The organism is Bacillus sp. JJ664, assembly GCF_036962205.1.
Lineage (GTDB): Bacteria > Bacillota > Bacilli > Bacillales > Bacillaceae_G > Gottfriedia.
The window spans coordinates 70,618-82,670 of record NZ_JBALMS010000050.1 but is presented as its reverse complement, the minus strand read 5'-3'; the positions used below and the strand labels follow the sequence as shown (position 1 = coordinate 82,670).

Sequence of the window (12,053 nt, the reverse complement as noted above, 5' to 3'; positions counted from 1 at the left end):
TAGAAAAGAAGCCCATATTAGGCTTCTTCTTGTGTTGTTAAATACAAAATACTTAGTTTTTTTAATAGTTACGTAATGTTTCAACAGTTGTTTTGTCTGTTGATTTTACAAGCTTAACTATTAATTCTTTTGCAGCCATATAATCATCTACGTGAATAATAGATGCTGCTGTGTGGATGTATCGTGAGCAAATTCCGATAACTGCTGATGGAACGCCATCATTTGAAGTATGTACTCTTCCTGCATCAGTTCCACCTTGTGATACAAAGTATTGATACGGAATATTATTTGTTTCAGCAGTATCTAAAACAAACTCACGTAAGCCTTTATGAGTGACCATCGTACGATCTAGGATACGTAAAAGTACACCCTTACCTAGTTGACCAAACTCTGATTTTGCACCTGACATATCGTTCGCTGGACTAGCATCTAACGCATAGAATATATCGGGTTTAATCATATTTGCAGCCGTTCCCGCACCTCTTAACCCAACTTCTTCTTGGACTGTCGCACCTGAATATAAAATATTTGGTAATGTCTCATTTTGAACTTCTTTTAATAATTCAATTGCAAGACCACAACCATATCGGTTATCCCATGCTTTTGCCATTATTTTCTTTTCGTTTGCCATCGGTGTGAAAGGACAAACTGGAACGATTTGTTGACCAGGTCGAACACCTATTTTCATAGCATCTTCCTTATTATCCGCTCCAATATCAATTAACATATTTTTAATATCCATTGGTCTAGCTCTTAATTCATCACTAAGTAAATGCGGTGGAATTGAACCAATCACCCCAATTACAGGCCCTTGATCAGTCATAACTTGAACTCTTTGCGCAAGCAATACTTGGCTCCACCATCCACCAAGTGGTTGAAAACGTAACATCCCATTTTCAGTAATTTGAGTGACCATAAAGCCAACTTCATCCATATGACCAGCAACCATTACAGTTGGACCATCTTCAACACCACGTTTTACGCCAAAAATACTACCAAGTCGATCTTGTACTATTTCATTGGTATATTTCTCTAATTCTTTTCTCATAAAGTGACGAACTTCATGCTCAAAGCCAGATGCGCCTTGTAATTCTGTAAGAAATTTAAAAAGTTGCAGAGTATCTTGATTCATATTTTCGTTCCTCTCTATAGAAAACATTTTATTTTCTTCTTTATTTTATCGAAAAATAGCATATAATACCAATGCTAATCATTGAAATGTTGACTCTATTTGACTAAGATTAGGTATAGATAATTTTTCACGTAAACTATTACATATTAGAGGTGGCATAAATGAAATTAAAACGTGTATTAATCGGTTTAGGGTTAGGGATTGCAGGTGGTCTTTACCTACAGAAAAAACTCTCTTCACAGTATGTACCAGCTGAGAAAGCTTTAAAAACAATTAAACCAGTCTTCTTATCATATGGAAATGTAACTGGTACTTGGATTCATTCAGAACCTAAGTGGGTTGAGTTACCTGACTATGAGGGTGACGTATATGAAGGTGGTTTTACGGTTGTTGAAGCAGATAATCATTCTACAAATTATTCTTTCATCATTAATGCCGTAAACGGTGAATTAATTTCCGCTCAAATTGTTTAATAAAAATGTAAACTAAATCAAAAATGTTATTTAGGCAAAAGCCCTTTATCCCGATCCACTCATCTATTCGAAGAAATTGGATCGAAAATGAAGGGCTATATTTGCTGTTTAGTCTTTTTGAATAGACTCTAGAATTTGCCCATCCGAATTCCACTTAACTGCTCTATACACATTGTCGTGATAAAAAGTAAACCAGGCGTTTCTATTTAATCCTTCGTTCACCCACTTTTCTTTTGCATATACAGAAGTCATTGGATAATCATCATATGCCATAACCCATAATGGTGACTTATGTGCATGAGTCGGCATTAAATCACCCATATGTAATAATAATTCATTTTCTGTTTCGATTTTTATGATACTATGTCCATCACTATGTCCACCTGTGTGAATGACCGTTAATTCGTCTGTAACAGAATATTCATTTTCAAATGGTATGACTTGATTTTGAATAGCTTCCCAATTTTCTTTCCAATATGTATTAGCCGAACGAATATTAGGGCTCCTCATTTCATCCCACTCAATTTTAGATGTAATGATTTTAGCGTTTAAGAAGACAGATTGGTATTCACCATTTACAAATTTCGTTAAACCACTAGCGTGGTCAAAATGCAAATGAGTCATTATGACATAATCGATCTCTTCTACTGTAACACCATATTTTATTAAATGTTCTTCTATGCTTGAATCCTCTGTTACACCAAAGTTTCTTTTTTGTTTTTCATTTAATTTATTTACACCAATTCCGCTATCAATTAAAATATTTAATCCATTTGTTTGAATAAATACAGGGTCTGTACGCAAAGGTATTTGATTCTGATCATTTACAACATATTTTTTTGACCAAAGTGCTTTCGGAACAACACCAAACATTGCTCCTCCATCTAATTGAGTATTTCCACCATTCAACCACCGAATGACACAAGATCCAATCTTCAATTGTTCCATGATTATCCCCTCCAGTATTTCTCACCTTTATTATAACATTTTTCGAAATTGGCTGAATATTACTAGTTTTACGAATCTATTGTATACTGTTGGAAGAGCTTTGCTTATTTTAGGAGGTACATCATGAGTTTTCTTTTCAACTATTTTATATTAAAAGCCGTTGTCTGTTTGTTATTTACGGTTGGATTATTTTTCATTGCGTATTTTATTAGTCTTTATTTTCAATTTAAAGATGCTAAAAAAATGAGGGAAGCATTAAGTAATGAAAAGGGTAATCAAAAAAGTTTTTTTCTAAAACAAATCTTAAAGATTGTGTTTGTCATTGTTGTTGAGTACATTATTTCAGCACTTATTTGCTACTATTTTGATTTAGATTTTACTTCAACAGCACCATTCGTTGGATTATTTATTTTAATTGCTTTGCTATTATTTAAATTCGCTCCAAGTGAAACTGGTGAAGTTTCTCCAGATGCTGGAGGATGGTTCGTTGAACAAGTTGTCCCTTCCCCACATGATTATTTCAGTAGTACTGGAATGACAGCAGTTATTGGTTCCATCGCCTTTACTTTATTTGAGTTTTTACAGATCTTAATATAAAAAAGGACTAGCATTGACAGTACTTGTCTTTGCTAGTCCTTTTTTTATTTTCGATATGCCGCTTCTACTCTGTATATTCGATTACCTTTAGACGAGAATTTTTCCTCATACTCAGTCATAATATTTCCTTCAAATTCGCTATTATGAAGATCTAAGCTTAAGAAATGAATTGTCATTCCGAAATTCGCCATACTCATGATTGAAAATTCGAATAATCCCTGGTTATCTGTTTTAAAGTGTATTTCACCATCAGCATGTAAAATTTGTTGATACATTGTTAAGAATGTTTTATAAGTTAAGCGACGTTTTTCATGACGTACCTTTGGCCATGGATCTGAGAAGTTTAAATAAACACGATCTACTTCTCCATTTTCAAAAAAGTCAGTTAGTTTTTGTGCATCAACATTTAAAAGCTTTAAGTTCGGAACTTCCGCTTCAATTAGTTTATCTAATGCATCTGAAATCACACTTGTATACTTTTCAATTCCAATATAGTTAATATGAGGGTTCGCTTTTGCCATCTCAACCATAAAGCGACCTCTACCTGTACCTACTTCAATGTGAAGTGGTTGTTCTTTTTCAAATACTTGATTCCATTTCCCTTTTTGCTCAGTTGGATTTGAAATAACATAGTGAGCATATTGCTTTATTTGATCAGCCGCACCTGGCTTATGTCTTAAACGCATATTTGCACTTCCTTTCAGTTATCTAGCTCTTTGCATAAAATAAATGGCTTCAAATACGCCATTTTATTCTTCATATCATTCGACTGTCTCGCCATATGCTTGTCGGAGCAGGGGCGAGTCGTCTCCACTTTTATTTTTGTCTAGTTCCGACGACTTGCCCCTCGAAGTCATTTGTCAATGTCATTTAAAGGTTTTTTTCATAGAAAAAACCAAGCACAAATGGCACTCGGTTATTAAGGTATTGTATAAAATCATGTTGTCTTACACAAACTATTTTAAGTGTACTTATTAAAAAAGGATGTGGGATGTATGCCTTTAAATCATGAACATCAATTAACGATTTTAAAAGATATTTTAACGAATCATCAATCAGATTGCTGCGGTACCGTTTCAGAGTGTGAGCAACTTGAAAGATTAGTACAGTCATTATTGTCAAACGACCAAATTACCGATGATGTAAAAAGTAAGTTAAATGATGTTTATTACTACAGTCAATCTGGAAAATATTCATCAGATTTAGACCAACACATTACTAATCATCAAAATCAACTTTCCCAATGGGTAACAGATATTGATTCGTTCTCTTAATTTGTGACAATTTCCGAGGAAATTTTCGTAAAATTAATTTAAGATTTTTTCAAGCAGACTTTCCATTTTAAGGGTCTGCTTTTCATTTTCACGAAGAGTGTACCATTTGATCCAAATGATTGTTTGCGCTGCAACATACCACTTCATTCGATTCATTAAATCTTCTGTATATCGAATGCCATAGTTTCGAAGCCATTTGTCCCAATCATTTTGTTCTACATACGTAAACAAAAACATCCCGAGATCAAATGCTTTATCAGCAATAATTGCTTCATCCCAATCTATCAAATATAAATTATTCGTTTCAGTTAATAACCAATTATGGTGATTTAAATCACTGTGACAAACGACTAAGTCGTCTGGATTGAATGAGGGCATATTTTCCTCTAAGTATTCAATTCCTTTTACAATGATTTTACTTTGAGTAAATTCCTCTGTTAAATTCCCCACAATTGTTTGTAGTAATTCTTGAGGTTCTAATGGATTGATTCCAAGTTTTGTTAACATATATACCAATTCTTTTGAAGAATGAATACGATGCAAAAACTGAGCAACCCCTTTCGCAGATAACTCAAAGGGTTCTAAGCTACGCGCAATAACCCATTCCTGGGCAGTTAATACATCACCATTTTCAAGTCTTCTTGTCCAAACTAACTTCGGTACAAAACCTGCTGCAGATAATACTGCTAAAAAAGGAGAAGAATTTCGCTTTAGAAATAGTCTCTTATCTTTATTTTCAGCTATATACGCTTCACCAGTAAATCCACCGGCGGGCGAGATTGTCCATTCTTTTCCTAATATTTCTTGTATATGATCCATTTTTCTTCCGTTCCTTGTTGAAAAATATGTTTGAATTGGTATTTATTATTTATAGCAAAAAGAAAGATAGCCTATTACAACTAGCCGTAATAAGCCATCTTAAACAAGTTTACATTGTTTGATTAGAATCTGCAAGTAGTTGCTAATATTTTACTAATACGACCGTAGATAGCGCAGGTATGAACAATTGATTATGAACTACAACTTTATGTTGAGTATCATACTTTTCCTGACCATCCCACAAATATTCCCAATCCAATTCTTCTTGATTCAGTTCGATTTTAATGTCATTTGTACCATTGTGAAATAGCACCATGATCCCTTGCACACCATCAATCTCATTGATAGCGGATACTTGATAACCAATTATATCTTGATGTAGGTTAACAGGTTTTACATGTGCTTGAATCTCTTCTTTTAAAGAAAATCGCAAACTTTTGAACCGCTTTCTAATACTGATTAAATCTTTAATTACCGAAATAGCATTTTTTTCACGCTCTGCTCTTGCCCAATCAATACTATTAATAGTATCTCCAGCATTATAGCTATTTTCATTTCCCATTTTTGTACGAAAAAATTCTTGCCCACAATGAAGAAACGGTACACCATAAGATAAAATCACTAAACTAGTTCCAAGTATATGTCTCTTTTTTAGGATGTCTTCACTTTCATATGGATTTGAAAGTTGTAATCTGTCCCACATTGTATGATTATCATGTGATTCAACATAATTGATTGACTGGTATGGATGCTTAAACAATGATAAATGATTAAATTCCCCAATGCTTCCAGATAGTAAATCATCGAAATAATCATTATTTCTTTTCCCTTGTATAAATCCAAATTCGTTTATGGAAAACGTACTACCTTTCATCCCATCTCGAAACTTATCATTGAAAAATCCGATTTTTTTTAGTTTGTGACTTTGTTGAATTGACGCTTTTTGAGTTGGATCTAAAGAAGTATTCAAGTCCCAACCTTCACCAAATAAAATAAGATCTGGCTTTAATGTCAACAACTCTTCTTGTATTTGATTCATTGTAATCGTATCCAAAATACCCATCAGATCAAATCTAAATCCATCAAGATCGTATTCTTTCGTCCAATAAATAAGTGAATGTAAAATATAACGTCTGGCCATCAATCGCTCAGATGCGAAATCATTTCCAACTCCAGTACCATTTGAGGGTAAACCATTTTTATCTTGTCTAAAATAATATCCTGGAACGATTCTTTCAAAGTGACTAGTTTGAAGATCATAAACATGATTGTAAACAACATCCATTATGACTCTAAGCCCAGCATTATGATAAGTAGATATAAGCGTTTTCAATTCATTGATTCTTACATAAGGATCTTTAGGATCCTGGCTATAGCTACCCTCTGGTGCATTAAAATTCAAAGGATTATATCCCCAATTATATGACTGGAAAGGGTTCTCTTCATCTACTCCTTCAAAGTCAAAAAAAGGTAGTAATTCAATATGTGTCACACCTAGATTACGTACATAATCAAATCCAGTAGGCATATTATTGAAAACGGTTCCTGTCTCAAAAAAGCCCTCATAGCATCCCTTCTTTTGTACCCCACTTAAAGGATGTGACGTAAGATCTCTAATACTTGCTTCATAAATAATACAATCTGTGTATCTTTCAAGAGAAGGACTACTTGCTTTTTTAACCTTTATCGTCTTTGATAAATCAACTACGACTCCTTGTTTACCATTAACAGATACTGCTTTTGCGTATGGGTCGACAGCCTCTCTCCAAATTAAATTCACACATACTAAAAATGTATAAACCAACCCTTCACAATCTTCATTCTTTATGAATTCCCAAACTCCATTACTTTTTCGGTCCATATGAAATTCTGTATACTTCTCATTTTCATCTGTCCCTAGATATACCCTTAATTTAACTTTAGAGGCAGTCGGAGCCCAAACTTTAAACACCGTTGAATCTGTTGTATAAGTTGCGCCTAGATCATTTCCTTCATAAGCGTACTTTTCATCAAATTCAGTAGAATGGATTACTCCTCCCACTTGTAAATCTGTTCGCAAACCAAATTCATCTTCAATTTCATATGATTGATTTAATAAAAGGGTATTTGGTGAATGTACTGTATATTTAATAAATGTTTCAAACTCGGCTCTTGAAAATACTGGTAGTCGAGTTTGATCTTGTTCATGAACCAAATGAAAATAAGTATGCTCTGTCTGTTTGTTTGATTTGGGAATAATCATTGTTATTTCTTGAAATCCATCTATATAAGCTTCAAAAGCTCTTTTAATATGAAACAACGCTATTCACCATCCAATATTAAATGAAACGCTTTACTTTACTCTTTCTCTGACTCTTCATTCATTAAGTCGATATGATTAGTATATTCACAAAGAGCTAAAACGGACTTAGCAGCTTTTAATTGTCTTAATTTGATTGGTGAGGATTTTTTTAGAATGCCTTCATGCCATTGTTGATAATTTCTTCTGTCTATAATTTGGATATCTTTAGGTGGCTGTTGATAATCAATAAAACCATTTGTCGTTAACAATATTTTATGCACTGTACTCTCAATATTATTTTTTAAGTAGATTTGTTTTATTAATTTTCCCATTCTATTTAAACCGAACATTGGATTCACAATTTTCTTTTCATGCTTTAAAACTTTTTGTAACCAAAAGTTTCCTTTATCAGCAATCGTCACATGGTGTTCATCACCTTTTACAACTGAAATACAATACGTATCAATAGGTCCAATAATGAGTATTTCTAATTCGATTGGTGCCTTGCCAATATATAAAACAGGACGATACATCACAAGCAGATTATCCGGAAACGATTGTAAAAAATATTTTAGTGTTTCATCATAACGTATTTTACGACCGGCTTCATTTTGATCTAAATCAATAGAAGATGCCCATTTTAATTGAAAATCAAAAAGCTCGTCTAAAAATTTTTGTTTTAACTCATCCTCTGAAAAATACTCATTAGCTACTTTAAAAATATCTAAAATAGAGCTCATGCTATCTTCTTGGATTTGTGATTCCTCTTGTTCAAGAGTATCTGGCTCAATATTTTTTCGTCTTCTTACTTTACTTAAAATTTTTGAAAGAAGGGATTTTTCTTCCTCAATATAATCATTTACTTTTATCGGATCTAAATCTTCAATTTGAATTTGAGAATTATTTTCTTCGTCTATAAATTCCCAATTGTTGGATTGCCATGCCCCTTTAATCTTCTCCCAATGCTCTCTTTTTAATAGAACGTATTGACTTGGATAGTGGTAGATATCTGCTTCATATCGTGATGGATAATCTAGTAATTTTATTAGCTGAGCCATACTTTGTTTCCCCTTTGGTCATTAATCTTTCAATAACTTTATCATTTCAATCGGTTCATAACTCGGTTGTTTCGATGGATGAATTTTATATAACACAATTTCGTTAACATCAAATTCTATATTATTTTCATCCCATATTAAAGGAACCTCAAACTCCTTTTTAAAATGGTCGTTGAATTTCTTAGCAAGGGTAATATGAGGACTATAGGGTCTTTTCTCGATTGTAAAACCAACTGTTTCACATGCTTTACTTACTCTTTTTTGGCACTCTACTAGTTCATTACTTTTATTTACGCCGCACCACCACACGCGTGGTTGTTTAGGCTTTCCAAATATACCAAGGTTTTGTAATTCGAGTGAAAAGCAATTAAAGTTTTTCAGTTCTTCCTGTAATTGTTTCACAAGTTCATTACTTTTTGTATATGTAACTGGACCTAAAAATGACAAAGTAATGTGAAAGTCGTCTTGATGTGTCCATTTTTTAAAAGGTAATTGACCGTACCAGCTTTTAGAAAATCGACTCAACTTCTCTTTTATTTGCATCGGTAAAGGTACCGCAAGAAATAAATGTTCGCTCACTATGCAATCTCCTTCTTCGCACTAATCGTTGAATCTTTTTTAATATATTGCATTATTCCAACACCTATTAAACTTAATACGCCAAATAAAACATAAATTGCTTTTAGTGAAAATGCTTCTGATAAAAATCCACTGATAAACGTGCAAAACCATTCACCTAAACCTAATCCTAATCCTGCATAAATTGTAACCGCAGTCGCCTTTAATGATTCCGGTGCTTGCTCTCTTGTATATTGCAATGCAGCTGGGATAAAAAGTCCAACTGTTAAACCTTGTGATAAACAAGATAAAAATACAATGATTAACGGAGGATTCGTAAAGTAAATAAACCATCTCAATGCAGAAACAATTGCTGTCAAAGTTAAAATATTATAGATACCATATTTAGCAATTAACTTTTTAGCGATCGGCATAAACGGCGCTTCACTTCCAGCTGAAATTAAAAAAGCAATTCCTACTCCTGTTAATGTGCCACCTATTGATTGAATATATAAACCAAAGTAAGTATTATTTGCACTGATTGGACCAAATACAACAAATACAAAAACTAAGAATAGCAAAAAGTTCTTTTTAGAAAGTAAAACTGGTAAACCTTTCACTATTGATTCTCTATGATTCGTTGGAACCGATTTAGGTAAGAAAAATGTGATACACAAACCAACTAATATTAAAAATGAAAATATATAAAATATGATTAATAAGCTATAGATTTCTGCAAGACGCCCTGAAAATAACACTGCAATTGCAAATCCAATTGATCCAAATAAACGAATGGCACCGTAGTTTCCACCTATTTTTTGGACATAATTGAGTGCAATGCTATCTGATAATGGAATTAATGCACTTTGCGTTAATGAAAGTGCGATAACGATAAATAAAAGCATGCCAAATGATGTGATTGTTGAATAGAAAAGAGCTATTGCAATCGTGGATATTTGAGCAATAAGTAGCATTTTTTTAGGATTTTGAGTATAGTCACTGATCATTCCCCATAATGGTTGTGAAAATATGGCGACGATTGGTGTTAGTGACATTAATAACCCTATTTGTGAGGTAGATAGACCCAATACAGTTTTAAAATAAGAAGAAAGTAAAGGTCCTAGAGATCCAATTGCAAAAAACAAACAAAAATAATAAGCCATAAATATGTAAATAATACTTTTTTCACGTATATTGTTCAAAATCATTTTCCTCTCAATTATCTGTAAACGCAAAGTCTCTCCAAAGACTTTAACTATTAAACATGTTGAAAAAGGGAAAGTATTTAACTTACTTTCCCTTTCTATTATTATTTTACTAATTCAGCGATTGCTTGTGCGTAAATTGCAGTTGCTTTTAATAAATCTTCAATTTCAGCATATTCATCTTTTTGATGAGCTACTTCTGGCTTACCTAAGAATAGTGGTCCAAATGCAACACCTGCACTTAGAGAACGTGCATATGTACCTCCACCTATTGTTAATAAAGTAGCTTCTTCACCAGTTTGCTCTTCATAAACTTTTTGTAAAGTTTGAATTAATGGATGATCCTGTGGTACATGATGTGGTTTTGAATTTTTTAATTCTTTAAATTCAAATCCATATTTGTTACCACTAGTAGTAAGCGTTGAGATAACTGAATCAATTTCAGTCGTTACTGGATAACGTAAAGTACAACCAAAAGTTCCACCTTTTTGATCTTCATATTGCATAATTCCAAGATTGATTGTTAAATCACCAGTTATATCATCACTATATGCAACCCCAAGATTTTTACCACGTGAGTCACCTTTAAAGTTTTCAACAATAAATTTGATAAAGTTTTCTGCATGTTGGTTCATTCCAAACTGATTTAAAAAGCTTGCTAATGCAATACCAGCGTTTTTCCCTTTGTCAGGTTCCATACCGTGAACAGATACGCCTTCTACTGTAAGAACTTGATAACCATTTTCTTCGCTCATGCTAGGTTTACAACCTAATTCTTTTATATGACGATTAAAAGCGTCTACATCAAATTTTGGTCCTGAAATGATCGCTTTCGCATGGTCAGGCACCATATTTACACGTCTACCTGAAGCAAATGAAATTAATTTATATTCACTCTCAGTGTTTTCATTAGATAGATCTTGGTTAAATTGAATATCTAAAATACCTTTTTCAGCATAAATGATTGGGAAATCTGCGTCAGGTGCAAAGCCCATTGTTGGCATTTCTTCTTTTTCAAAGTAGTGATCCACACAACGCCATTGACTTTCTTCATCAGTCCCTAAGATCATACGAACACGCTTATTAATCGGTAAACCTAATTCCTTCACAATTTTCATCGCATAATAAGCAGCCATTGTTGGTCCCTTATCATCGATTGCACCACGAGCATAAATATTTCCATCTCTAATAATTGCATCAAAAGGATCGTGTGACCAACCGTCTCCTGCAGGTACTACATCTAAGTGACAAAGAATACCTACTAACTCTTCACCGCTACCCATTTCTAAATGACCAGCATATCCATCTACATTTTTTGGTGTAAATCCATCTTTTTCACCTAGGTTTAACATGTATGTAAGAGCTTCGTCGATCCCTTTACCCATTGGTGCTTCTTTTGTAATAGTTGATTCATCGTAAACGCTTTCGATATTCAATAACTCAATCGTTTGATTTAGAAAATCGTCTTTTCGTTTTAAGACTTCTTCCATCCAATTAATTTGTGTCATAAAAAAACCTCCTTATATGTAGATATTCTATCATCTTCTAAAATTTAATCATAATTTCTTTATAATTGGAACGAAAAAAGAAGGATTATGACAATCTTTGTAGAATATATTACCTGAAACTCATTTAGTGATTACGTTTGCACAAATTTTCATTAAATTTTTGTATAATTTTCATAAATTTTGTTATGAATCTTCTGAAA

Annotated in this window: 12 protein-coding genes; 3 read left to right on the top strand and 9 right to left on the bottom strand. The window is 33.1% G+C overall.

Features of this window, described 5'->3' with window-relative positions; all coding sequences use genetic code 11:
- Positions 1–61: 61 nt before the first annotated feature.
- Positions 62–1,132: a M42 family metallopeptidase gene (locus V7056_RS09200; protein ID WP_499701262.1), complete on the bottom strand. Its 1,071-nt coding sequence runs from the start codon at positions 1,130–1,132 to the stop codon at positions 62–64.
- A 161-nt stretch (positions 1,133–1,293) separates the two neighbouring features.
- Here V7056_RS09200 and V7056_RS09195 point away from each other — a divergent pair, with 161 nt between their 5' ends.
- A complete protein-coding gene (locus V7056_RS09195) occupies positions 1,294–1,605 on the top strand; it encodes a hypothetical protein (RefSeq protein WP_499701260.1) in 312 nt (103 codons plus the stop codon).
- Between the two features lie 108 nt (positions 1,606–1,713).
- Here the strand turns inward: V7056_RS09195 and V7056_RS09190 are convergent, their stop codons facing one another.
- Complete coding sequence (locus V7056_RS09190) at positions 1,714–2,553, bottom strand: YtnP family quorum-quenching lactonase (RefSeq protein ID WP_499701258.1); 840 nt, start codon at positions 2,551–2,553, stop codon at positions 1,714–1,716.
- 123 nt (positions 2,554–2,676) lie between these two features.
- Between V7056_RS09190 and V7056_RS09185 the strand changes: the two genes are divergently transcribed.
- Positions 2,677–3,150, top strand: a complete 474-nt coding sequence (locus tag V7056_RS09185) for a hypothetical protein (protein WP_499701256.1) — start codon at positions 2,677–2,679, stop codon at positions 3,148–3,150.
- A 44-nt stretch (positions 3,151–3,194) separates the two neighbouring features.
- Here the strand turns inward: V7056_RS09185 and trmB are convergent, their stop codons facing one another.
- A complete protein-coding gene (gene trmB / locus V7056_RS09180) occupies positions 3,195–3,836 on the bottom strand; it encodes a tRNA (guanosine(46)-N7)-methyltransferase TrmB (protein WP_499701255.1) in 642 nt (213 codons plus the stop codon).
- Positions 3,837–4,145: 309 nt separating this feature from the next.
- Between trmB and V7056_RS09175 the strand changes: the two genes are divergently transcribed.
- Positions 4,146–4,424, top strand: coding sequence for a YtzH-like family protein (locus tag V7056_RS09175; protein ID WP_499701253.1), 279 nt, complete (start codon positions 4,146–4,148; stop codon positions 4,422–4,424).
- Positions 4,425–4,457: 33 nt separating this feature from the next.
- On the opposite strand, the gene V7056_RS09170 is transcribed toward V7056_RS09175, so the two are convergent.
- The 6 genes from V7056_RS09170 to pepV all read right to left on the bottom strand — a co-directional run bounded on the left by V7056_RS09170 (position 4,458) and on the right by pepV (position 11,853).
- A complete protein-coding gene (locus tag V7056_RS09170) occupies positions 4,458–5,234 on the bottom strand; it encodes a phosphotransferase family protein (RefSeq protein WP_499701308.1) in 777 nt (258 codons plus the stop codon).
- Positions 5,235–5,385: 151 nt separating this feature from the next.
- Positions 5,386–7,542, bottom strand: a complete 2,157-nt coding sequence (gene pulA / locus V7056_RS09165) for a type I pullulanase (protein ID WP_499701251.1) — start codon at positions 7,540–7,542, stop codon at positions 5,386–5,388.
- Positions 7,543–7,580: 38 nt separating this feature from the next.
- The gene (locus tag V7056_RS09160; RefSeq protein WP_499701249.1) at positions 7,581–8,582 is read right to left on the bottom strand and encodes an NERD domain-containing protein; all 1,002 of its coding nucleotides are present in this window, start codon (positions 8,580–8,582) and stop codon (positions 7,581–7,583) included.
- A 21-nt stretch (positions 8,583–8,603) separates the two neighbouring features.
- Positions 8,604–9,161 (bottom strand): RNA 2',3'-cyclic phosphodiesterase, encoded by a 558-nt coding sequence (gene thpR / locus V7056_RS09155; protein WP_499701247.1) that lies wholly within the window; start codon positions 9,159–9,161, stop codon positions 8,604–8,606.
- Positions 9,161–10,342: an MFS transporter gene (locus V7056_RS09150; RefSeq protein WP_499701245.1), complete on the bottom strand. Its 1,182-nt coding sequence runs from the start codon at positions 10,340–10,342 to the stop codon at positions 9,161–9,163. The genes thpR and V7056_RS09150 overlap by 1 nt, the downstream gene beginning before the upstream one ends.
- Positions 10,343–10,449: 107 nt before the next feature.
- Positions 10,450–11,853 (bottom strand): dipeptidase PepV, encoded by a 1,404-nt coding sequence (gene pepV / locus V7056_RS09145; RefSeq protein WP_499701243.1) that lies wholly within the window; start codon positions 11,851–11,853, stop codon positions 10,450–10,452.
- Positions 11,854–12,053 lie beyond the last annotated feature (200 nt).

Excerpts from the sequence above, each read along its gene's own strand:
- V7056_RS09200 (WP_499701262.1), bottom strand. The coding sequence starts at position 1,132 with ATGAATCAAGATACTCTGCAACTTTTTAAATTTCTTACAGAATTACAA.
- pepV (WP_499701243.1), bottom strand. The coding sequence starts at position 11,853 with ATGACACAAATTAATTGGATGGAAGAAGTCTTAAAACGAAAAGACGAT.
- V7056_RS09175 (WP_499701253.1), top strand. The coding sequence starts at position 4,146 with ATGCCTTTAAATCATGAACATCAATTAACGATTTTAAAAGATATTTTA.
- V7056_RS09185 (WP_499701256.1), top strand. The coding sequence starts at position 2,677 with ATGAGTTTTCTTTTCAACTATTTTATATTAAAAGCCGTTGTCTGTTTG.
- V7056_RS09160 (WP_499701249.1), bottom strand. The coding sequence starts at position 8,582 with ATGGCTCAGCTAATAAAATTACTAGATTATCCATCACGATATGAAGCA.
- trmB (WP_499701255.1), bottom strand. The coding sequence starts at position 3,836 with ATGCGTTTAAGACATAAGCCAGGTGCGGCTGATCAAATAAAGCAATAT.
- V7056_RS09195 (WP_499701260.1), top strand. The coding sequence starts at position 1,294 with ATGAAATTAAAACGTGTATTAATCGGTTTAGGGTTAGGGATTGCAGGT.
- V7056_RS09190 (WP_499701258.1), bottom strand. The coding sequence starts at position 2,553 with ATGGAACAATTGAAGATTGGATCTTGTGTCATTCGGTGGTTGAATGGT.